The organism is Streptomyces canus (assembly GCF_030815415.1).
In the GTDB taxonomy this organism is placed as follows: Bacteria; Actinomycetota; Actinomycetes; order Streptomycetales; family Streptomycetaceae; genus Streptomyces; species Streptomyces canus_F.
In genome coordinates, this window is record NZ_JAUSWW010000001.1 from 3,648,384 (window position 1) to 3,669,702 (window position 21,319).

Below are 21,319 nucleotides of genomic sequence, written 5' to 3' on the forward strand. Positions count from 1 at the left end.
GGCAGGGAAACCTGACGTTCGGCCCTTCACTTGTTGAGGGATTCGTGAAAGCGTTCACATTCACAAGCAACTTGCATGTAATACCAAGGAGAGGTAGCAGCCATGGACTGGCGTCACAACGCCGTTTGCCGCGAGGAAGACCCCGAGCTCTTCTTCCCCATCGGCAACACCGGTCCTGCGCTGCTGCAGATCGAGGAAGCCAAGGCCGTCTGCCGCCGCTGCCCCGTCATGGAGCAGTGCCTGCAGTGGGCGCTCGAGTCCGGCCAGGACTCCGGCGTCTGGGGTGGTCTCAGCGAGGACGAGCGTCGCGCCATGAAGCGCCGCGCCGCCCGCAACCGGGCCCGTCAGGCTTCTGCCTGACGCACCCACCCCGCCTGAGCTTGGCGGCGCGTACAGCGAGTACGCATCTCCCGCCCCCGAGCCGCAGCGCGCAGTACCCCCGATGCGCAGCACAAGCTGGCAACGAGCATTCGAGCCCCGGACCACTTCAGGTCCGGGGCTTCTTGCTGTGCCCGTTTACTGAACACAGCGCGTTTCACTCCTACTTGTTCGCACTCACCGGCACGTCCAGGATCACCCGGGTGCCGCCCTCCGGTACCGGAACCATGTCGAACGTGCCGCCCAACTCGCCCTCCACCAGCGTCCGTACGATCTGAAGACCGAGGTTGCCGCCGGTGTGCGGGTCGAAGCCCTCGGGCAGACCGACCCCGTCGTCCTGGACCGTGACGAGGAGGCGGGCCTCCTTGGTCGTACCGCCACGGACGGCCGAGACCTCGACCGTGCCGGTCTCGCCCTCGCGGAAGCCGTGTTCCAGGGCGTTCTGGAGGATCTCGGTCAGCACCATCGACAGCGGGGTGGCGACCTCGGCGTCGAGGATGCCGAAGCGGCCGGTGCGCCGGCCGGCGACCTTGCCGGGCGAGATCTCCGCGACCATCGCCAGGACCCGGTCGGCGATCTCGTCGAACTCCACGCGTTCGTCCAGGTTCTGAGACAGCGTCTCATGCACGATCGCGATCGACCCGACCCGGCGCACCGCCTCTTCCAGGGCTTCGCGGCCGCGATCGGACTCGATACGGCGGGCCTGGAGGCGCAGCAGCGCGGCGACCGTCTGGAGGTTGTTCTTGACCCGGTGGTGGATCTCCCGGATGGTCGCGTCCTTGGTGATCAACTCGCGCTCGCGGCGCCGCAGTTCGGTGACGTCACGGAGCAGGACCAGCGAACCGATGCGCGTGCCCTTGGGCTTCAGCGGGATCGCCCTGAACTGGATGACCCCGTCACCCGACTCGATCTCGAACTCGCGCGGCGCCCAGCCGCTGGCGACCTTGGCGAGCGCCTCGTCCACCGGGCCGCGGGTGGGGGCGAGTTCGGCGGTGGTCATGCCGAGGTGGTGGCCGACGAGGTCGGAGGCGAGGCCGAGACGGTGGTAGGCGGACAGCGCGTTCGGGGAGGCGTACTGGACGACACCGTCGGCGTCGAGGCGGATCAGGCCGTCGCCGACGCGTGGGGCGGCGTCCATGTCCATCTGCTGGTTCGCGAACGGGAAGGAACCGGCCGCGATCATCTGCGCGAGGTCCGACGCGCTCTGCAGATACGTCAGTTCCAGACGGCTCGGGGTGCGCACGGTGAGCAGGTTGGTGTTGCGCGCGATGACACCGAGGACGCGCCCCTCCCGTCGCACGGGGATCGACTCGACCCGTACGGGGACCTCTTCGCGCCACTCCGGGTCGCCCTCGCGCACGATCCGGCCCTCGTCGAGAGCGGCGTCGAGGAGCGGGCGGCGGCCGCGTGGGACGAGGTGGCCGACCATGTCGTCCTGGTAGGAGGTGGGGCCGGTGTTGGGGCGCATCTGCGCCACGGACACATACCGGGCGCCGTCCCGGGTGGGCACCCACAGCACGAGGTCGGCGAAGGAGAGGTCGGAGAGCAGTTGCCACTCCGACACCAGCAGATGGAGCCACTCGAGGTCGGAGTCGTCGAGGGCGGTGTGCTGGCGGACCAGTTCGTTCATGGAGGGCACGAGTGCGAGCGTACCTGGGGGTATGTGGATGGCCTAAAAGCGCCGGGGATCGTACGGCCCTGCGCACCGGCCCGGTCCGGACGGGCCCTGAGAACACCCGCGGGCCGCGGCGCCTGAGAGGGACCCTCAACCCTCTCGGCACCGCAGCCCGGAGCAACAACGGCCGCGGGGTGTGCGGTCCCGGTCGGCCGAAGGATGAGGAGCCGGGGCAGTCAGGGCAGAGAGCACCGGTTCCTCGGTCCGCCTTCCTGTGCGGGGAAGACGGAAGTCTGTGTATTCAGTTCTCTGCAACGCATTGTGGACTAGACCACTCGATGTGTCCATGCGTTGGAGGCTGTTCGTTGTTGTCAGTTCTCCGAGGGTCCCCGAAGCGGCTCGACCCCCGCTGGAGAACTGATCGGACGCCCTAGCATCCACCACGCAGCCTAACCCGTGTGGGTTCATGTGCGGGGCCAGATGGCCATGGCAATTTCCGCGAGCGCCTCCAGTTCCGACCGGCTCGCCCCGTCGCGCGCCTGTTGGGACATGCCGTTGATGATCGCCCCGGTGTGGCGGGCGAGCGCGGCAGCGTCGAGGCCGGGCGGGAGTGCGCCGGTGGCGATGTCCGCCCTGATACGACTCTCGAAGGCGGCGATGGTGGCGTTGCGCCGGTCACGCAGGGAGTCCGCGACCTCCGGGGTCGTGCAGTTGATGGCCGCGTGGGCGATGAGACAGCCGTGCGGGCGCTCCGGGTCCGTGTACTTGGCGGCGGCTTCCCGCAGAGTCCGTTCCACCACGGCGCGGGCCGTGGGTTCCTCGGCGAGCGCCCGGTCGGCGAAGGCGGCGTAGCGGACGGTGTAGACGCGCACGGCTTCGTCGAAGAGGGAGCGCTTGTCGCCGAAGGCGGCGTAGAGGCTCGGGGCTCCGATGTCCATGACCCGGGTGAGGTCGGAGACCGAGGTGGCCTCGTAGCCGTGCTCCCAGAAGGCGAGGATCGCCTTCTCCAGGGCGGTCTCCCGGTCGAAGGAACGGGGCCGGCCGCGGGGCCTGGCCACGGGGGCGGTCTTCGCCTTGGTCTCCTCGCTGCTCACCATGGAGTGCATTTTATAGCGGGTGCTAGAGAATTGTCGGCACCCTGTTGTACGGTCTTTATGTATCGATCGCTAGGGAATTTCGAGGGGGCGTCGGCATGGGTGAGACGGGTGTGCTCGCGGGCAGGACGGCACTGGTCACGGGGGCGAGCAGGGGGATCGGGCGGGCGGTGGCCGAGCGTCTGGCGCGCGACGGGGCGCGGGTCGCCGTGCACTACGGCAGCAATGAGGCGGCGGCGAAGGAGACGGTCGCCGCGATCGAGGCGGCGGGCGGGAACGCCTTCGCGATCCGGGCCGAGCTGGGCGTGCCCGGCGACGCGGAGTCCTTGTGGGAGGCCTTCGACCAGCAGGCGCGGGGACTGGACATCCTGGTCAACAACGCGGGCATGGCGCTCTTCGCGACCGTCCAGGATACGGACGAGGAGCTCTACGACCGGACGCAGGCGGTCAACGCCAGAGCGCCGTTCTTCATCGTCAAACACGGCCTGCGGCGACTGCGCGACCACGGCCGGATCATCAACGTCACGGCGGCGACGGACTCTGCGATCTCTCGCTCGCGGGCGGCCCGGGTCGAGGCCACGAGGTCCGGGGAGCCGCCGGACTGACTGACGGTGACGACCAGGACGTCGGTGAGGTCGGGGCGGGCGCCGTAGGCCGTGGTGGTCGACATCGAGGTCAGACCGCAGGGCAGGCCGAGGCGGATCTCCAGGAGGTACTTGGCGTAGAGCGCGGCGTTGTCGGAGGTGCCGCGGGCGGTGAGCAGGACGAAGCGGGGATTGCGGGCGGCGATCTCCTGGGCGACCTGCCGGATGCCGGGGGCGCCGTCCGCCAGGATCCGGCGGAGCACGGCAGGCTGCTCGGCCATCTCGCGGGCCATGATCCGGCCGGGGAGTTCGCTCTGGGGCTCCGATGTCGTGGCGGTCATGCGGGGGGCCTCCCGGGTGGGGCCGTGCGTCCGGTTCTCGAGTGGCCGGCGGCCGGTGGCCTCTCCTATTCCACTCCCCCGGGCGCCAAGACGCCTGTGCGGGGTGCGGATCCGTCCGTCCCGGCGTCTCGTCCACACCTGTTCGCGGCCGTCTCGTACGGGCCGCTTCACCTGGGCAGGGAAAGCCGATTCTGTTAAATTGGTCTAAACCACACAGCCCTTTCAGAACGGCAGGCCCAGCGTGGAAGTTGTCATCGTTCCGGACGCCAAGTCGGGTGGCGAGCTCATCGCCGAGGCCATGGCGCAGCTCCTGCGACGCAAGCCCGACGCGCTGCTCGGCGTGGCCACCGGCTCGACACCGCTGCCGATCTACCAGGCGCTCACCGCGAAGGTGCGGGCCGGTGCGGTGGACGCCTCGCGGGCGCGGATCGCCCAGCTCGACGAGTACGTGGGGCTGCCTGCCGAGCATCCGGAGTCGTACCGGTCGGTGCTGCGGCGCGAGGTGCTGGAGCCGCTGGGCGTCGGAATGTCCTCCTTCATCGGGCCGGACGGTACGGCGGAGGACGTTCAGGGGGCGTGCGAGGCGTATGACGCGGCGCTGGCGAACGCCGGGGGTGTGGATCTGCAGTTGCTCGGGATCGGGACCGACGGGCACATCGGGTTCAACGAGCCGTGTTCTTCCCTGGCCTCGCGGACCCGGATCAAGACGTTGACCGAACAGACCCGGGTGGACAACGCGCGGTTCTTCGACGGGGACATCTCGCAGGTGCCGCATCACGTGATCACTCAGGGGATCGGGACGATCCTGGAGGCTCGGCATCTGGTGCTGCTCGCCACGGGTGAGGGGAAAGCAGATGCCGTGGCGGCGACAGTGGAGGGGCCGGTTGCTGCGGTGTGTCCGGCGTCGGCGTTGCAGTTGCACCCGCATGCGACGGTTGTGGTCGACGAGGGGGCCGCGTCCAAGTTGAAGCTGGCGGACTACTTCCGGCACACGTTCGCCAACAAGCCGGAGTGGCAGGGGATTTAGTCCGGTCTCGTCTGCCGGGTTCGGTTCGTTGCGGGGTGCGGGTTCGCTGTGGCTTGTCGCGCCCACGCGGCGGGGCCGCACATCGATACAGCCCCGCGCCCCTCAACGCAATACAGGCGCCGGTTCCCTTCCGAGGAACCGGCGCCTGTCTCGTCGTAGCGGCTACTCGCCCGCGATGACCTCCGCCGCCGCCCTGCCGCACACCCTCGCCGCGCCGTGCGTCGCGATGTGCAGGACGCCGCGTGCGGGGGCCTGGGGGACGCCCATCTCGACCACGATCGTGTCCGGGCGGCTGCGGAGGACGCTGTCCAGGGCTGCCGTCATCCAGGGGTGGCGGTGTTCGTCGCGGACGACGGCGACGATGCGGCGCCGACCCGCTGCCGCCAGTGCGGCCATCCCGGCGCCCTCGCCCGAGAAGCTGCCCGTTTCCGTGCCGGGCAGCAGGCGGGTAAGTTCCGCGGCCACACCCCAGGGGGTCTCGTCGCCCACCGCGAAGTTGGCGACCGGGGTGAAGGCGGCGACATAGGGCGGCTCGGTGAGGGGCGTGGGCCTCGCGCCGGTCAGGGTGAGGGCTCGGCGGGCCGCGCGGAGGCCTACCTCCGGGTCCGGGTCGGCCGCCGGGTCGGCCGCCGATGCCGCCGCCGTCCAGCGGGCCAGGGAGCGGACGCGTTCCGCCGCGTCCGCCAGGCGCTCCTCGGGGAGTTCGCCCGAGCGGACCGCCGACACCAACGCGTCGCGCAGACGTCGTACCGTCTCGTCGTCCGCCAGACCGCCGCCCACGCAGATCGCGTCCGCGCCGGCGGCGACGGCCAGCACGCTGCCGCGTTCGATGCCATAGGTGTCCGCGATGGCCCGCATCTCCATGCCGTCGGTGACGATCAGGCCGTCGTAGCCGAGTTCGCCGCGAAGGAGGTCCGTCAGCACCTTGTGGGACAGCGTCGCCGGGTGCTCGGGGTCCAGGGCCGGGACCAGGATGTGGGCGCTCATCACCGCGCGGGAGCCGGCGGCGATCGCGGCGCGGAACGGGGAGAGTTCACGGGACATCAGCACCGGGAGGTCCACGTCGATGCGCGGCAGGGCGTGGTGGGAGTCGATCGCCGTGTCGCCGTGGCCCGGGAAGTGCTTGGTGCAGGCGGCGACTCCGGCCGACTGAAGGCCCGTGACGTAGGCCGCCGTGTGCCGGGCGACCAGGTCCGCGGAGGCGCCGAAGGAGCGGACGCCGATCACCGGGTTGTCCGGGTTCGAGTTCACGTCGGCCGACGGGGCCCAGTTGAGGTTGACCCCGCAGGCGGCGAGGCGGCGGCCGAGTTCGGAGGCCACCTCGCGCGTCAGGTCCACGTCGTCGACCGCGCCGAGTGCGTGGTTGCCGGGGAAGGAGGAGCCCGTCCGCACCTCCAGGCGCGTGACGTCGCCGCCCTCCTCGTCGATGGCGACCAGGACGTCGTCGCGTTCGGCGCGCAGCTGGGCGGTGAGGGCAGCGAGTTGGTCCGGGGAGTCGATGTTGCGGCCGAACAGGCCCACCGAGGCGAGCCCCTCCCCCAGGCGGCGCAGCAGCCAGTCGGGGGCGGTGGTGCCGGTGAAACCGGGCTGGAGGACGGTCAGGGCGTCGCGGGTGAGCGTGTCCGTACCGCTGGCGAAAGTCGTCATCGGGTGGCGTTATCCCTTCACCGCGCCGGCGGTCAGGCCCGCGGCCATCTTGCGCTGGACGAGGAGGAACAGGACGACGATCGGCACGGCCATGAGGGTGGATCCGGCCATCATCGGGGCGTATTCGGTGCCGTGCTTGGTGGTGAAGTTGCCCAGCCAGACGGTCGCCGTCTGGTTCTCCTGGCTGAGCAGCATGAGGGCGTAGAGGTACTCGTTCCAGGCCTGGATGAAGCCGTAGACCGAGGTGGCGACCATGCCGGGGGCGAGGAGCGGGAAGACCACGCGCAGGAACGCGGTCGTGCGGGAGCAGCCGTCCACCATCGCCGCCTCCTCCAGCTCCTTCGGGATGTTGACGATGAAGCCGCGCAGCGTCCACACCGTGAAGGGGAGGATGAAGGTCAGATAGGTGAGGACCAGGCCGGACAGCCGGTCGTACTGGCCGAGGTCGTTGAGCAGCAGGAAGACCGGGATGATCATCGCGACCAGCGGGACCATCTGGACCGCCAGGATGCCGACGATCACGATCTTGCGGCCGCGGAAGGCGAACCGGGAGATGGCGAGCGCGGCCAGCAGGCCGATGACGATGCCGATCGCCACCACCGAGAGGGACACGACGAGGCTGCGGCCGACCGGGCCCCAGAAGTCGGCGATGTTCAGCGCCCGGTCGAAGTTGGCGAACGTGATGCCGGTGGGCAGCAGGCTCGGATCCGGGTCGATGGCGTCCTTGGCCGGCTTGAAGGCCGTGTTGAGCATCCAGTAGACGGGAAAGCCGGCGGTGACGAAGACGAGGAGACCGAGGAGGTTCCAGCCGGCCTTGGACTTCCGGCGCCCCGAACGGCCCTTCGAGCCGCGCCCCGGCGTGGTGGTCGCGCTCATGCTGGTCATTCGACGTCTCCGATCTTCAGCATCTGACGCATGTAGACCGCGACCACGCCGAGCAGGAGCAGCACGGTGAGCAGGGCGATCGCCGAGCCCTGGGCGTAGTCGTTGACCACGAAGGCACGGTCGTAGGAGTAGGTGGTGAGGAGCTGGAACTCGGCCTCCGGATGTCCGTTGCGCATCACGAAGACCTGCGGGAAGACGCCCATGTCCCAGATGACCGAGAGCGTCGTGAGCATCACGATGATCGGCTTGAGGATGGGGAGGGTGACGAACCGGAAGACGCCCCAGGCGCCCGCGCCGTCGAGGCGGGCCGCCTCCTCCAGTTCGGCCGGGACCTGGGTGAGCCCGGCGCTGAGGGTGATCACGACGAAGGGGACGGCTCCCCAGACCACCAGCAGCATGATCACGGCCAGGCCCTGCGGTCCGCTCGCGAACCAGTTGTGGCCGACCATCTCGACCCCGGGCAACTTGCTGAGCAGCGCGTTGAGGATCCCGTAGTCCGCGTCGAAGAGCCATTTGAAGACGGTGGTGGCGACGATGATCGGCATGCCCCAGCTGGCCACGAGGGCGATGTTGACGAGGGTCTTCACCCAGCCGGAGACCCGCTGGAGCAGCAGCGCGATCAGCATGCCGGCGACCATCGTGAAGATGACGCAGCCGGCCGCGAAGACGACCGTGCGCACGACGACCGCCCAGAACTCGCCGTCGCCCAGCACCTTGCTGAAGTTGTCGAACCCGACCGACTCGGCCGGCTTGAAGCCCCACAGCTGGGACTGCCCGAACTCCTGGAAGGACAGGGTGACCAGGCGGACCAGCGGATAGCCGAGGACGAGCGCCAGGATCAGCAGACAGGGGGCGAGCAGCAGCCAGGGGGTGCCGGCTCCGCCGGTACTGCGCCGTCCGGCCGGCTTCTTCCGCACGGCCGGTGCTGGTGGTGGTGACTGCCGCGCCGGCGGCACTTTGGCAGTGGTCGTGTCTGCGGCACTCATCCGCGCGCTCCTCAGCGGTCCCTCGAGGTCGAACGAGAAGCAGGGCCCCGTCACGCTCAACGGGGCCCCGCCGGTGGTCACTTGGTGTTGATGACCTTGTCGATCGCGGCGTCCGCGTCCTTCGCGGCGTCCTCGACCGACTTCTTGCCGGTGCCGATGGACTGCAGCATGGTCTGCAGGACCTGGGCCTTCTCGACCTGGCCCCAGCCGGGCGCCATCGGGACGAACCAGTTGGACTCGGCCGCGGTGGCCGGGACCGCCGTCGCCGGGTCGTTCTTCAGGGTGGCGAGGTCGGTCTTGTTGTTGGGCAGGTTGCCCTTGGCCATCAGGCCCTTCTGGCCGGAGGAGCCCGTGAAGGCGTTGATCCACTCGGCGGCGACGGCCTGCGCGTCGGACTTCACCGGTACGGCGAGGTCGGAGCCGCCCAGGAAGACGGGGAGGTTCTTGCCGGACGGGCCGGGCATCACGAAGTTCTCGACGTTGCCCTCGAGCTTGCCCGTCTTGTCGTTCTCCTTGGCCGCGGCGGTGGCGCCCTCCCAGGCGGGAGCGAAGATCATGCCGGACTTGCCCTGGCCGTAGACGATGTAGCGGTCGGACTCGTCCTTGGTCTTGTCGCCGTGCATGTACGTGTCGACGACGTTCTGGAACGCCTTCAGGCCCTTGACGGACTCGGGCGAGGAGAGGTTGGCCTTCCACTGGCCGCCGGACTCGACCGCGATGGAGCCGCCGGCGTCGTAGACGAAGGACATGGCCGCGTACCAGTCACGGGTGGGCTGGTACCAGGCGTTGAACTTGTCGCCCTCCTTCTTCTGGACCTTGTCCAGGGCGGCGGTGAGCTCGTCGTACGTCTTCGGCGTGGACTTGACGCCGACCGAGGCGAAGAGGTCCTTGCGCCAGTTGGCGACGCGGCCACCGGCGTAGTACGGGACACCGTAGGTCTTGCCGTCGTAGGTCACCGAGGCCTTGAGGCCGTCCAGCCAGGCGTCCGAGCTGTCGAACTTCGCCGGGTCGACGGGCGCGAAGGCGCCCTTGACCATGTAGCTCAGCATCTCGGTGTTGCCCATCTCGACCACGTCGGGGGCCTTGTCGGTGGCGAGGACCGCGTCGAGCTTGGCGTTCTTGTCCGGCCAGCCGTAGTACTCGTGCTTGATCTTGATGCCCGGGTGCTTCTTCACGATGGCCGCGTCGGCGGCCTTCACCAGCTCGGGCCAGTTGTTCTGCGCGTCCACGGTGAGCCAGACGGTCAGTTCCTTGGCGTCGGCGCCGCTGTTGTCCGAGCTGCCGCTGTCACTGTCCCCACATGCCGCGATGGAGACCATCATGCCCGCGATACCGATCGCGGCTATCAGCTTGCGCTTCACGCCACCCTCCTCAGGGATGCCACAAACCCCCCTGCCTCCCCGCACGAGCGTTGGGCCGGGACCTGGACCAATGGTGTAGACCAGTACCGGGAGCTTGGACCAGACCAGGAAGCCTGTCAAGGGTGTCCGAATAGGCTCTGACCAGCCGTTATCCGACCTACATATGCAAGAACCTTTAAGTAAGAAGCCAGCGAAATCAGCACCGCCGGAGTACTGTCTTCCACTAGACCACCTGGGACTATGGACTAGACCAAAAGAGGCGGCGACGGTATACAGAAGGGATCACGATGTGACCCGCATCCGGAGCCGGGAAGGCAGAGCATGACTACCGACGTCAGCAGTGCGGAGAACGAGGGCGGGGCCGGCGTCCGTACCGCGCGCGTGCCCAAGTACTACCGCCTGAAGAAGCACCTGCTCGACATGACGGAGACACAGTCGCCCGGTACGCCGGTCCCGCCCGAGCGCACCCTGGCCGCGGAGTTCGACACCTCCCGCACGACCGTCCGCCAGGCCCTCCAGGAGCTCGTCGTCGAGGGCCGCCTCGAACGCATCCAGGGCAAGGGCACCTTCGTCGCCAAGCCGAAGGTCTCCCAGGCACTCCAACTCACCTCGTACACCGAGGACATGCGCGCCCAGGGCCTCGAACCCACCTCGCAGCTCCTGGACATCGGCTACATCACCGCCGACGACCGCCTCGCCGAGCTCCTCGACATCACGGCCGGCGGCCGGGTGCTGCGCATCGAGCGCCTCCGTATGGCGAACGGCGAGCCGATGGCCATCGAGACCACCCACCTCAGCGCCAAGCGCTTCCCGGCACTGAGGCGCAGTCTCGCGAAGTACACCTCCCTCTACACCGCGCTCGCCGAGGTCTACGACGTCCATCTCGCCGAGGCCGAGGAGACCATCGAGACCTCGCTGGCCACTCCCCGCGAGGCCGGCCTGCTCGGCACCGACGTGGGCCTGCCGATGCTGATGCTGTCCCGCCACTCCCTGGACCGGGACGGGCAGCCGGTGGAGTGGGTGCGGTCGGTGTACCGCGGGGACCGGTACAAGTTCGTGGCACGCCTGAAAAGGCCGGTTGACTAGGAGCGCCCAAAGGGGCACGGGGCTGTGTCGATATGCGGCTCCGCCGCGCGGGCGCGACCAGCCACGACGGCGCGGCGGCCGACCGCCGGCCTCACGGCTCACCCAGCGGAGCGATACCGCACGCGGTGTAGCGCAAGCGCACATCCTGCTCTACGGTCCTCCCGTCTCCGTATGGACGGGAGGACCGCGCTGTGCGTACCGCGAACGTCCGAACCATCGCCATCTGGACCGTCGTCGCGCTGATCGCCGCCACCGGCTGGGCCGTGCTCGCACTCTCCCGCGGTGAGGACGTCTCCGCCGCCTGGATGGTCGCGGCCGCCCTCGGGTCGTACGCGATCGGCTACCGCTTCTACGCGAAGTTCATCGCGTACAAGGTCCTCAAGGTCGACAGGACCCGGGCCACCCCGGCCGAACGCCTCGACAACGGCATCGACTTCCACCCCACCGACCGGCGCGTCCTCCTCGGCCACCACTTCGCGGCGATCGCCGGCGCCGGACCGCTCGTCGGCCCCGTGCTGGCCGCGCAGATGGGCTATCTGCCCGGCACGATCTGGATCATCGTGGGCGTGATCTTCGCGGGCGCCGTCCAGGACATGGTGGTGCTGTTCTTCTCGACCCGTCGCGACGGCCGCTCGCTCGGCCAGATGGCCCGCGAGGAGATCGGCCCGTTCGGCGGCGCGGCAGCCCTCATCGCCGCCTTCGCCATCATGATCATCCTGCTCGGTGTGCTGGCCCTGGTCATCGTCAACGCCCTCGCCCAGTCCCCCTGGGGCACCTTCTCCATCGCCATGACCATCCCGATCGCCCTGCTCATGGGCTTCTATCTGCGGGTCCTGCGCCCCGGCCGGGTCGCCGAGGTCTCGCTCATCGGCGTGGCGCTGCTGCTGTTCGCCCTGGTCGCGGGGCGCTGGGTCGCGGAGTCCTCGTGGGCCGGCGCCTTCACCCTCGCGCCCTCGACGCTGGTCGTCTGGCTGGTGGCGTACGGCTTCATCGCCTCGATCCTGCCGGTGTGGATGCTGCTCGCACCGCGCGACTACCTCTCCACCTTCATGAAGATCGGCACGATCTTCCTGCTCGCGCTCGGTGTCGTCGTCTCCCTGCCGACGCTGAAGATGGACGCGGTCACCGACTTCGCCTCACGCGGCAACGGCCCCGTTTTCGCGGGGTCGTTGTTCCCCTTCGTCTTCATCACCATCGCCTGCGGCGCCCTGTCCGGCTTCCACTCCCTCATCTCCTCCGGCACCACGCCGAAGATGATCCAGAAGGAGACGCAGGTCCGGATGATCGGCTACGGCTCCATGCTGATGGAGTCGTCGGTCGCCGTGATGGCGCTGGTCGCGGCGAGCATCATCGACCCGGGCCTGTACTTCGCGATGAACGCGCCCTCGGGAGCGATCGGCACGACCGTGCAGGAGGCCTCACGGGTGGTGACCGGGTGGGGCTACGCGATCTCCCCCGACGATCTGGCCCGGGCGGCCGAGCGGGTCGAGGAGTCGTCGCTGCTGTCCCGGACCGGCGGGGCACCCACCCTGGCCATCGGTGTCTCGGAGATCTTCTCCAAGGTCACCGGCGGGAGCCTGAGAGCCTTCTGGTATCACTTCGCGATCATGTTCGAGGCGCTGTTCATCCTGACCGCGCTCGACGCCGGCACGCGCGTGGGCCGGTTCATGCTCCAGGACATGCTGGGCAACGTCATCAAGCCCTTCAAGAACATCAGTTGGAAGCCCGGCCTGGTCATCACCAGCGCGATCGTGTGCGGTCTGTGGGGGTACTTCCTCTGGGTGGGCGTCCACGAGCCGCTCGGCGGGATCAACCAGCTGTTCCCGATCTTCGGCATCTCCAACCAGCTCCTCGCGGCCGTGGCCCTGGCCGTCTGCACCACGCTGCTCGTGAAGTCCGGACGCCTCAAGTGGGCCTGGATCACCGGGATCCCGCTCGCCTGGGACGCCACGGTCACCCTGACCGCGAGCTGGCAGAAGGTGTTCTCCAGCGACCCCAAGGTCGGCTTCTTCAAGCAGCGGCAGATCTTCCAGGACGCCATCGACCGGGGCGAGGTGCTGCCGCCCGCCAAGACCATGGACGACATGCGCACCGTGGTCACCAACTCCACGGTGGACGGCGTACTGACGGCCGTCCTCGCACTGCTGATCGTCGTGGTGATCGCCGACGCCCTGCGGGTCTGCGTCCGGCACGTACGCCGTCCCGCGCTCTCCACGCTCAGCGAGTCGCCGTACGTCGAGTCGAAGATCGTCGCCCCGGCCGGGCTGTTCCCGACCCGGGAGGAGAAGGAGGAGGCACGCCATGAGGTCGGCACTGCGGCGCGCACTTAGGGGTGTGCGCTGGTACGTGCGCGAGCTGACCGACGAGTCGGCGTACGACCGCTATGTCGCGCACGTCCGCCGGGACCACCCGCAGGCGGCCGTGCCGACCCGGAGGGCGTTCGAGCGGATGCGGTCGGACCGGCAGGAGGCGGACCCCCGGCAGGGATTCCGCTGCTGCTGACACCGATTCCGGACCTTCACCAAATCGACATACCGATATGCGGACGAGGTCTTCCACTCCTGTCACACCGTGACCTAGATTGCCTGCGCGTTACACGGTGATCAGTGAGGATCGGAGCCGCCGTATGTCAACAGATTCGCCCGAGGCCAGACCACCGGTGGTGACACCCGTGCGGGTCGTCATCGCCCTGTGCCTCCTGGCACCGTTCGTCGCCATGCTGTGGGTCGGCTCGTACGCCAAGGTGGACCCCACGTTCATCGGCATCCCGTTCTTCTACTGGTACCAGATGCTGTGGGTGCTCATATCGACCGCGCTGACGATGGTCGCGTACAAGCTGTGGCAGCGTGACCAGCGCGCCCGCCGGGAAGGTGCCTCCAAGTGAACGACGGCGTGAACGGCGTGGCACTCGCCGTCTTCATCATCTTCTTCCTGGCCGTCACGGTCATGGGCTTCCTGGCCTCGCGCTGGCGCAAGGCCGAGAACGAACACACGCTGGACGAATGGGGCCTGGGCGGCCGGTCGTTCGGCACCTGGATCACCTGGTTCCTGCTCGGCGGCGACCTCTACACGGCGTACACCTTCGTCGCCGTACCGGCGGCGATCTACGCGGCGGGCGCGGCCGGCTTCTTCGCGGTGCCCTACACGATCCTTGTCTACCCGCTGATCTTCACCTTCCTGCCCCGCCTCTGGTCGGTCTCCCACAAGCACGGCTATGTGACGACGTCCGACTTCGTACGCGGCCGGTGGGGCTCCAAGGGCCTGTCGCTGGCGGTGGCCGTCACGGGCATCCTGGCGACGATGCCCTACATCGCCCTCCAACTCGTCGGCATCCAGGCGGTGCTGGACGTCATGGGCGTCGGCGGCGGGGAGGACACCAACTGGTTCGTCAAGGACCTCCCGCTGCTCATCGCCTTCGGTGTGCTGGCGGCGTACACCTACTCCTCGGGGCTGCGTGCCCCCGCGATGATCGCGTTCGTGAAGGACACGCTGATCTACATCGTCATCGCGGTGGCGATCATCTACATCCCGATCAAGCTGGGCGGGTTCGACGAGATCTTCGGCGCGGCGAACGACAAGTACACCGCCGCCAAGGCGGGCGGCCTGGTCCCGCCCGAGGCGGGCCAATGGACCTACGCCACGCTGGCGTTGGGCTCCGCGCTCGCGCTGTTCATGTACCCGCACTCGATCACCGCGACGCTCTCGTCCAAGAGCCGTGAGGTGATCCGCCGCAACACCACGATCCTGCCGCTGTACTCGCTGATGCTGGGCCTGCTCGCCCTGCTGGGCTTCATGGCCATCGCGGCCGGTGTCGACGTCACCAACCCGCAGTTGGCGATCCCGCAGCTCTTCGAGGACATGTTCCCGAGCTGGTTCGCGGGCGTGGCCTTCGCGGCGATCGGCATCGGCGCGCTGGTGCCGGCGGCGATCATGTCCATCGCGGCCGCGAACCTCTTCACCCGCAACATCTACAAGGACTTCATCAATCCGGACGCGACGCCGCAGCAGGAGACGAAGATCTCCAAGCTGGTCTCGCTGCTGGTGAAGGTGGGCGCCCTGGTCTTCGTCCTCACCATGGACAAGACGGTCGCCATCAACTTCCAGCTCCTGGGCGGCATCTGGATCCTCCAGACCTTCCCGGCCCTGGTCGGCGGCCTGTTCACCCGCTGGTTCCACCGCTGGGCGCTGCTCGCGGGCTGGGCGGTCGGCATGATCTACGGCACGGTCGCCGCGTACGGCGTGGCCTCCCCCACGCAGAAGCACTTCGGCGGCTCGTCGAAGGAGATCCCGGGCATCGGCGAGATCGGCTACATCGGCCTGACGGCGTTCGTGCTCAACGTGGTGGTCACGGTGGTCCTCACGTTCGTCCTGAGGGCCGCGAAGGCCCCCGAGGGCATCGACGAGACGCGCCCCGAGGACTACACGGCGGACGCGGGCGACCCTGGCGTACAGGTGGAACTGCCGCCGGCGACCGCGGGTTCCGCTCACTGAGGTCACGGTGATCGACGGGCCGCCGGAAATCCGGCGGCCCGTCGGCGTGCCGGTCGGGCACACTCGCCCTCATGGACATCGAGATCCGGGCAGCGGACCCCACCGAATACGACACGATCGGCGAGATCACGGCCCAGGCCTACCTCCTGGACGGCCTCCTCGCCTTCGGCAACAGCGACTGGTACCTGGGCGAGTTGAGAGACGTCGCCAAACGAGCCGCGGCGGCCGAGGTACTCGTGGCCCTCCTCGGCGGCGAGCCGATCGGCACCGTCACCTACGTCGCCGCCGGCGGCCCCATGGCGGAGCTCTCCCGCCCCGGGGAGGCCGAGATCCGCATGCTGGCCGTGTCCCGGGCGGCCCGCGGCAGAGGAGCCGGCGAAGCCCTCGTGCGTACCTGCGTCGACCGGGCGAAAGCCGCCGACGGCTGCACCGGCATGGTCCTGTCGACCCAGCCGATCATGCACGCCGCGCACCGCGTCTACGAACGCCTCGGCTTCACCCGCGCCCCCGCACGCGACTGGAACCCGATCGAGGGCGTCGAGTTCACGCTCCTCACCTACGAGTTGACTCTGTCAACTACACCCGTCGTGAACGACCGGGCTTGCTGCTCGAGTCATCACTGGCTGTGATGGGATCGGCTGCGTCCTGAGCTCACGCGAGGAGCGTGAGTTCTGGGGCCGTTGACTGGGCCCCGCAGACCCACGCCATCCACCCGCGGTGGGCGATGTTGTGGGACGAGTTGAGGTCCGCGTGCTCAACGAAGCCGCAGGACCGGCAGGCGAAGACGGCCTGGGAGGGCCGGTTGCCGCGTGCGATGTGGTGACACTGGGAGCATTCCTGGCTGGTGTACGCCGGATCGACGTACACCACCGGCACCCCGGCCTTCTTCGCCTTGTAGGCGATGAAGGCGCCGAGCCGGGCGAAGGGCCAGGAGTGGAGCGCGGCGCGTTGGGGCTTCCTCAGCCGTGCCCGCTGCCGGATGCCCGTGAGGTCTTCCAGGGCGATCCCGCGTGCGGTGCGTTCAGCCTCCGCCACGACCTGCTTCGAGATTTTGTGGTTGATGTCCTTGGTGCGGCGAGCCTCACGGCCCGCGTACTTCTTCGCACGCCGCTTCGCGGACTTCGTACCCTTCTTCTGCAGTTTGGAGCGTAGTTTGCGGTCTTGCTCACGCCGCCGGTTGATCTTCCGGCCGGAGTGCCGGGTCCCGTCCGAGGTCACCGCGATGTTCACGATGCCCAGGTCGACCCCCAGGAAGGAGGTCGGGTCCGCGTTCAGCGCCTTCTCGTCGATCTCGCAGGTCGCGATGAGGAACCAGACGCCGTCCTGACACACCAGGTCGGACTCGCCCCTGCGGTGCGCGGCGAGCACGGCCAGCTGCTCGGCCTGTCCGGTGAAGGCAAGGTCCTTCATCCGGCCGCCGGTGGTCCAGATCGAGACGGTGCGCCGCTGGTGTTGCCAGGACAGCATCCGGTCGTCGTAGGGCTGGGCGGCATCCGGCCGGAAGGCGACCGGCTTGCCCAGGACGCGGGTGTGGCGTTGGGAGCCGGGCCGCCCGTAGCGGCCGCCCCGCAGGTTGGCCTTCAAGGTGGTGTAGGCGTCGCAGGTCTTCTTGATCGCGTGCTGGGCGGCCTGCGCTCCCAGCTCCCACCGCTGCCGGATCGGAAGGTAGGCGTGCTTGCGCAGACCCAGCGGTTTGCGCTCATTTTCCTCGAAAGCAACCCGGGCGGCCCACGTGGCGGCCTCGTTGCAGGCGTGCAGGGTCGCCTCAAGTGCTTCCGCCTGTAGGGGCGTTGGCAACAGCTTCACCCGCACCACCAGCTTCATGAACACGACCCTAACCACCCGGACACGCCCGCCGACTACGCGCGTAGGTATTCCGCTTGACCGGGTGATCCCTCGACCGCGCGTTCGTTTCATGGCTCTCATTCGACTCCGCCGACGGCATTCCAGGCGCTCGCGCCCAGCGACACGGCTCGGTGACGCTCCGCGTCGCAGTCCTGGGATGCCATTCCTCCCGGGCGTGAACGCCCGGGGTTCCTCGCAAGATCACGCTGAAATCGCCGCGACACAACATCTAGGGGTGCCAACTGAACCCGGCACAAGATGTATGCTCATGCTCGCTGTCGCCGCAGGGGAATCCGGTGCGAATCCGGAACTGTCCCGCAACGGTGTACTCATGTGTGCATAAGCGCATTTGAGAGTCAGTCCGAGGACCTGTCGACAGTGTGCCCAGGCCGCCGTGGCCCGGGTGCCAAGACGTCCGGGCCTCGTGGAGTGGGCCGGTGGACGCGACGCCCCGTGCGCTCGTGTGCTGCCCCCTGCCCTCCGCAAGGCCCCCGTGCCGAGCGAGGGAGAGCCCCCACGTGACCATCGCGCCAGTCGACCCGGCTTCAGTGACGCAGGCGGAGACCGACGGTCCCGGAACCGCGCTGCTGCGGACCCTGACCGAGCTGACCGCCGACCTCCCCGACGCCGACCCCGGACGGGTCGCCGCCGCCGCACTGCGCGGCCGGTCCGCCCGGGCCGACGAGTCGGAGCTGCGCGAGCTGGCGACCGAGGCGGCCGCGGGGCTGATCTCCGAGGACCCCGCCTACTCCCGGCTCGCCGCCCGGCTGCTGACGATCAGCATCGCCGCCGAGGCCGCCTCGCAGGGCGTCACGACCTTCACCGAGTCGGTCGCGGTCGGCCACCGTGAGGGCCTGATCGCGGACCGCACGGCGGAGTTCGTCCGGGTGCACGCCGCAAGGCTCGACGCCCTGATCGACGCGCATGCCGACGACCGCTTCGGCTACTTCGGTCTGCGCACCCTGCACAGCCGTTACCTCCTGAGGCACCCGATCACGCGCCAGGTCATCGAGACCCCCCAGCACTTCATGCTCCGGGTGGCGTCCGGCCTCGCCGAGGACGACACGGCCCGGGCCATGGACGAAGTCGCCGCGCTCTACCGGCTCATGAGCCACCTCGACTACCTCCCCTCCTCCCCCACGCTCTTCAACTCCGGCACCCGGCACCCCCAGATGTCGTCCTGCTACCTCCTCGACTCCCCGCTGGACGAGCTGGACTCCATCTACGACCGCTACCACCAGGTCGCCCGTCTCTCGAAGCACGCCGGCGGCATCGGACTGTCGTACTCCCGCATCCGCAGCCGCGGTTCGCTGATCCGCGGCACCAACGGGCACTCCAACGGCATCGTCCCGTTCCTGAAGACACTCGACGCCTCGGTCGCCGCCGTGAACCAGGGCGGCCGGCGCAAGGGCGCGGCCGCGGTCTACCTGGAGACCTGGCACTCCGACATCGAGGAGTTCCTGGAGCTGCGGGACAACACCGGTGAGGACGCCCGGCGTACGCACAACCTGAACCTCGCGCACTGGATCCCGGACGAGTTCATGCGCCGGGTGAACGCCGACGGACAGTGGTCCCTGTTCTCCCCCGCCGACGTGCCCGAGCTGGTGGACCTGTGGGGCGCGGAGTTCGACGCGGCGTACCGCGAGGCGGAGGCGAAGGGCCTCGCCAAGAAGACCATCCCGGCCCGTGACCTGTACGGCCGCATGATGCGCACCCTCGCGCAGACCGGTAACGGCTGGATGACCTTCAAGGACGCCGCCAACCGCACCGCCAACCAGACGGCCGAGGCGGGCAGCGTCGTCCACTCGTCCAACCTGTGCACGGAGATCCTGGAGGTGACCGACGACGGGGAGACGGCGGTCTGCAACCTCGGGTCCGTCAACCTCGGCGCGTTCGTGCTCGGCGACGACATCGACTGGGAGCGGCTGGACGAGACCGTCCGCACCGCCGTCACCTTCCTCGACCGGGTCGTCGACATCAACTTCTACCCGACCGAGCAGGCGGGCCGCTCCAACGCCCGCTGGCGCCCGGTGGGCCTGGGTGCGATGGGCCTCCAGGACGTCTTCTTCAAGCTGCGGCTGCCCTTCGACTCCCCGCAGGCCAAGGCGCTCTCCACCCGGATCGCCGAGCGCATCATGCTCGCCGCGTACGAGGCCTCCGCCGACCTGGCCGAGCGCAACGGCCCGCTGCCGGCGTGGGAGCGGACCCGTACCGCGAAGGGTGTCCTGCACCCCGACCACTACGACGTGGAGCTCACCTGGCCGGAGCGCTGGGCGGCACTGCGGGAACGCATCGCGGCGGTCGGCATGCGCAACTCGCTCCTGCTGGCGATCGCCCCCACGGCCACCATCGCGTCCATCGCGGGGGTGTACGAGTGCATCGAGCCCCAGGTCTCGAACCTCTTCAAGCGCGAGACACTGTCCGGTGAGTTCCTCCAGGTCAACTCCTACCTGGTGGCCGAGTTGAAGAAGCTCGGCGTCTGGGACGCGCAGACCCGGGAGGCGCTGCGCGAGGCCAACGGCTCGGTGCAGGGCTTCACCTGGGTGCCGCAGGACGTCCGCGACCTGTACCGCACGGCGTGGGAGATCCCGCAGCGCGGCCTGATCGACATGGCGGCGGACCGGACCCCGTTCCTCGACCAGTCGCAGTCCCTGAACCTGTTCCTGGAGACGCCGACCATCGGCAAGCTCTCCTCGATGTACGCGTACGCCTGGAAGCAGGGCCTGAAGACGACGTACTACCTGCGCTCGCGCCCGGCGACGAGGATCGCCCGCGCGGCCCAGGCGCAGGCCCAGCCCGAGAAGACCGTCCCCGTCCAGCAGGTGACCTCCGAAGAGGCCCTCGCCTGCTCCCTGGAAAACCCCGAGTCCTGCGAGGCCTGCCAGTAATTCCCGCCCGCCACCCGACCACCACCCCTGGAGGACGGCGCTCCGCGCCGGCTGTTATGACTGACCAGAACCTGCTCGACCCCGGCTTCGAGCTGACTCTGCGCCCCATGCGCTACCCGGACTTCTACGAGCGCTACCGGGACGCCATCAAGAACACCTGGACCGTCGAGGAGGTCGACCTCCACTCGGACGTCGCCGACCTGGCGAAGCTGTCCGAGGGCGAACAGCACATGATCGGCCGCCTGGTGGCCTTCTTCGCGACGGGTGACTCGATCGTCGCGAACAACCTGGTCCTGACCCTCTACAAGCACATCAACTCCCCGGAGGCGCGCCTGTATCTGTCGCGCCAGCTCTTCGAGGAGGCCGTGCACGTCCAGTTCTATCTGACCCTTCTGGACACCTACCTCCCCGACCCGGAGGACCGTGCGGCCGCCTTCGACGCGGTGGAGAACATCCCCTCCATCCGTGAGAAGGCCGAGTTCTGCTTCAAGTGGATGGACTCGGTCGAGAAGCTGGACCGCCTGGAGACGAAGGCCGACCGCCGCCGCTTCCTTCTCAACCTGATCTGCTTCGCCGCGTGCATCGAGGGCCTGTTCTTCTACGGCGCCTTCGCCTACGTCTACTGGTTCCGCAGCCGCGGCCTGCTGCACGGCCTCGCCACCGGCACCAACTGGGTGTTCCGGGACGAGACCATGCACATGTCCTTCGCGTTCGAGGTCGTCGACACCGTCCGCAAGGAGGAGCCGGAGCTCTTCGACGACCAGCTCAGGGACCAGGTCGTCGACATGCTGAAGGAGGCCGTCGAGGCCGAGCTCCAGTTCGGGCGCGACCTGTGCGGTGACGGCCTGCCGGGCATGAACACCGAGTCGATGCGCCAGTACCTCGAGTGCGTCGCCGACCAGCGCCTCACCCGCCTCGGCTTCGCCCCGGTCTACGGCTCCGAGAACCCCTTCTCCTTCATGGAGCTCCAGGGCGTCCAGGAGCTGACCAACTTCTTCGAGCGCCGTCCGTCCGCGTACCAGGTCGCCGTGGAGGGCACGGTCGACCTGGACGAGGACTTCTGACCGAGGATCGTGGATCCCTCCTCGCCG

The 21,319-nt window shown here is 68.7% G+C and carries 17 protein-coding genes, 2 pseudogenes and 1 riboswitch; of the genes and pseudogenes, 11 read left to right on the forward strand and 8 right to left on the reverse strand.

Annotated elements, in window-relative coordinates; all coding sequences use genetic code 11:
• Positions 1 to 102 precede the first annotated feature (102 nt).
• Complete coding sequence (locus QF037_RS16670) at positions 103 to 360, forward strand: WhiB family transcriptional regulator (RefSeq protein WP_016639615.1); 258 nt, start codon at positions 103 to 105, stop codon at positions 358 to 360.
• Between the two features lie 181 nt (positions 361 to 541).
• On the opposite strand, the gene QF037_RS16675 is transcribed toward QF037_RS16670, so the two are convergent.
• A complete protein-coding gene (locus QF037_RS16675) occupies positions 542 to 2,008 on the reverse strand; it encodes a sensor histidine kinase (RefSeq protein ID WP_307037199.1) in 1,467 nt (488 codons plus the stop codon).
• A gap of 449 nt (positions 2,009 to 2,457) precedes the next feature.
• Entirely contained in the window at positions 2,458 to 3,090 is a 633-nt protein-coding gene (locus QF037_RS16680; RefSeq protein ID WP_307026026.1) for a TetR/AcrR family transcriptional regulator, read from the reverse strand.
• Positions 3,091 to 3,185: 95 nt separating this feature from the next.
• Here QF037_RS16680 and QF037_RS16685 point away from each other — a divergent pair.
• Positions 3,186 to 3,635, forward strand: a pseudogene (locus QF037_RS16685) (SDR family NAD(P)-dependent oxidoreductase); the annotation flags it as partial.
• Here QF037_RS16685 and QF037_RS16690 read toward each other — a convergent pair.
• Positions 3,599 to 4,012 (reverse strand): annotated as a pseudogene (locus tag QF037_RS16690) (SIS domain-containing protein); the annotation flags it as partial. The pseudogenes QF037_RS16685 and QF037_RS16690 sit on opposite strands and share 37 nt — an antisense overlap.
• A gap of 241 nt (positions 4,013 to 4,253) precedes the next feature.
• Between QF037_RS16690 and nagB the strand changes: the two are divergent.
• Complete coding sequence (nagB, locus tag QF037_RS16695) at positions 4,254 to 5,039, forward strand: glucosamine-6-phosphate deaminase (RefSeq protein ID WP_307026027.1); 786 nt, start codon at positions 4,254 to 4,256, stop codon at positions 5,037 to 5,039.
• Positions 5,040 to 5,201: 162 nt separating this feature from the next.
• Here nagB and QF037_RS16700 read toward each other — a convergent pair whose 3' ends face one another.
• From QF037_RS16700 to QF037_RS16715, 4 genes are all read right to left on the reverse strand, one after another.
• Positions 5,202 to 6,686: a glycoside hydrolase family 3 protein gene (locus tag QF037_RS16700; protein WP_307026030.1), complete on the reverse strand. Its 1,485-nt coding sequence runs from the start codon at positions 6,684 to 6,686 to the stop codon at positions 5,202 to 5,204.
• Between the two features lie 9 nt (positions 6,687 to 6,695).
• On the reverse strand, positions 6,696 to 7,562 hold the full coding sequence (locus QF037_RS16705) for a carbohydrate ABC transporter permease (RefSeq protein WP_307026032.1): 867 nt from the start codon (positions 7,560 to 7,562) through the stop codon (positions 6,696 to 6,698).
• Between the two features lie 5 nt (positions 7,563 to 7,567).
• Positions 7,568 to 8,557, reverse strand: a complete 990-nt coding sequence (locus QF037_RS16710) for a carbohydrate ABC transporter permease (RefSeq protein ID WP_307026033.1) — start codon at positions 8,555 to 8,557, stop codon at positions 7,568 to 7,570.
• Positions 8,558 to 8,634: 77 nt separating this feature from the next.
• The gene (locus tag QF037_RS16715; RefSeq protein ID WP_307026035.1) at positions 8,635 to 9,918 is read right to left on the reverse strand and encodes an extracellular solute-binding protein; all 1,284 of its coding nucleotides are present in this window, start codon (positions 9,916 to 9,918) and stop codon (positions 8,635 to 8,637) included.
• Positions 9,919 to 10,239: 321 nt separating this feature from the next.
• Here QF037_RS16715 and QF037_RS16720 point away from each other — a divergent pair, with 321 nt between their 5' ends.
• The 6 genes from QF037_RS16720 (at position 10,240) to QF037_RS16745 (ending at position 16,124) form a co-directional block, all read left to right on the forward strand.
• A complete protein-coding gene (locus QF037_RS16720) occupies positions 10,240 to 11,004 on the forward strand; it encodes a GntR family transcriptional regulator (protein ID WP_307026037.1) in 765 nt (254 codons plus the stop codon).
• 191 nt (positions 11,005 to 11,195) lie between these two features.
• Positions 11,196 to 13,334 carry a carbon starvation CstA family protein gene (locus tag QF037_RS16725; RefSeq protein WP_307026039.1) on the forward strand — a complete coding sequence of 713 codons (2,139 nt, stop codon included), beginning with the start codon at positions 11,196 to 11,198 and terminating at the stop codon, positions 13,332 to 13,334.
• Complete coding sequence (locus QF037_RS16730; RefSeq protein WP_307026040.1) at positions 13,306 to 13,506, forward strand: YbdD/YjiX family protein; 201 nt, start codon at positions 13,306 to 13,308, stop codon at positions 13,504 to 13,506. The genes QF037_RS16725 and QF037_RS16730 overlap by 29 nt, the downstream gene beginning before the upstream one ends.
• 124 nt (positions 13,507 to 13,630) lie before the next feature.
• Positions 13,631 to 13,888, forward strand: coding sequence for a DUF3311 domain-containing protein (locus tag QF037_RS16735; RefSeq protein ID WP_266822188.1), 258 nt, complete (start codon positions 13,631 to 13,633; stop codon positions 13,886 to 13,888).
• Positions 13,885 to 15,495, forward strand: coding sequence for a monocarboxylate uptake permease MctP (mctP, locus tag QF037_RS16740; RefSeq protein WP_307026044.1), 1,611 nt, complete (start codon positions 13,885 to 13,887; stop codon positions 15,493 to 15,495). Before QF037_RS16735 ends, mctP begins: the two co-directional genes overlap by 4 nt.
• A gap of 71 nt (positions 15,496 to 15,566) precedes the next feature.
• The gene (locus tag QF037_RS16745) at positions 15,567 to 16,124 is read left to right on the forward strand and encodes a GNAT family N-acetyltransferase (RefSeq protein ID WP_307026045.1); all 558 of its coding nucleotides are present in this window, start codon (positions 15,567 to 15,569) and stop codon (positions 16,122 to 16,124) included.
• A gap of 22 nt (positions 16,125 to 16,146) precedes the next feature.
• Here QF037_RS16745 and QF037_RS16750 read toward each other — a convergent pair whose 3' ends face one another.
• Positions 16,147 to 17,319, reverse strand: coding sequence for an RNA-guided endonuclease InsQ/TnpB family protein (locus QF037_RS16750; protein WP_307026047.1), 1,173 nt, complete (start codon positions 17,317 to 17,319; stop codon positions 16,147 to 16,149).
• Positions 17,320 to 17,602: 283 nt separating this feature from the next.
• A riboswitch (cobalamin riboswitch) is annotated at positions 17,603 to 17,731 on the forward strand.
• A gap of 127 nt (positions 17,732 to 17,858) precedes the next feature.
• Here QF037_RS16750 and QF037_RS16755 point away from each other — a divergent pair.
• Entirely contained in the window at positions 17,859 to 20,228 is a 2,370-nt protein-coding gene (locus QF037_RS16755) for a ribonucleoside-diphosphate reductase subunit alpha (protein ID WP_307026049.1), read from the forward strand.
• A gap of 56 nt (positions 20,229 to 20,284) precedes the next feature.
• Positions 20,285 to 21,292: a ribonucleotide-diphosphate reductase subunit beta gene (locus QF037_RS16760; RefSeq protein ID WP_307026051.1), complete on the forward strand. Its 1,008-nt coding sequence runs from the start codon at positions 20,285 to 20,287 to the stop codon at positions 21,290 to 21,292.
• Positions 21,293 to 21,319: the final 27 nt, after the last annotated feature.

What these genes read in the sequence shown, in the direction of transcription:
- QF037_RS16670 (WP_016639615.1), top strand. Translation starts at nt 103, where the DNA reads ATGGACTGGCGTCACAACGCCGTTTGCCGCGAGGAAGACCCCGAGCTC.
- QF037_RS16675 (WP_307037199.1), bottom strand. Translation starts at nt 2,008, where the DNA reads ATGAACGAACTGGTCCGCCAGCACACCGCCCTCGACGACTCCGACCTC.
- QF037_RS16680 (WP_307026026.1), bottom strand. Translation starts at nt 3,090, where the DNA reads ATGGTGAGCAGCGAGGAGACCAAGGCGAAGACCGCCCCCGTGGCCAGG.
- QF037_RS16700 (WP_307026030.1), bottom strand. Translation starts at nt 6,686, where the DNA reads ATGACGACTTTCGCCAGCGGTACGGACACGCTCACCCGCGACGCCCTG.
- QF037_RS16705 (WP_307026032.1), bottom strand. Translation starts at nt 7,562, where the DNA reads ATGAGCGCGACCACCACGCCGGGGCGCGGCTCGAAGGGCCGTTCGGGG.
- QF037_RS16710 (WP_307026033.1), bottom strand. Translation starts at nt 8,557, where the DNA reads ATGAGTGCCGCAGACACGACCACTGCCAAAGTGCCGCCGGCGCGGCAG.
- QF037_RS16720 (WP_307026037.1), top strand. Translation starts at nt 10,240, where the DNA reads ATGACTACCGACGTCAGCAGTGCGGAGAACGAGGGCGGGGCCGGCGTC.
- QF037_RS16730 (WP_307026040.1), top strand. Translation starts at nt 13,306, where the DNA reads ATGAGGTCGGCACTGCGGCGCGCACTTAGGGGTGTGCGCTGGTACGTG.
- QF037_RS16735 (WP_266822188.1), top strand. Translation starts at nt 13,631, where the DNA reads ATGTCAACAGATTCGCCCGAGGCCAGACCACCGGTGGTGACACCCGTG.
- QF037_RS16745 (WP_307026045.1), top strand. Translation starts at nt 15,567, where the DNA reads ATGGACATCGAGATCCGGGCAGCGGACCCCACCGAATACGACACGATC.
- QF037_RS16750 (WP_307026047.1), bottom strand. Translation starts at nt 17,319, where the DNA reads ATGAAGCTGGTGGTGCGGGTGAAGCTGTTGCCAACGCCCCTACAGGCG.
- QF037_RS16760 (WP_307026051.1), top strand. Translation starts at nt 20,285, where the DNA reads ATGACTGACCAGAACCTGCTCGACCCCGGCTTCGAGCTGACTCTGCGC.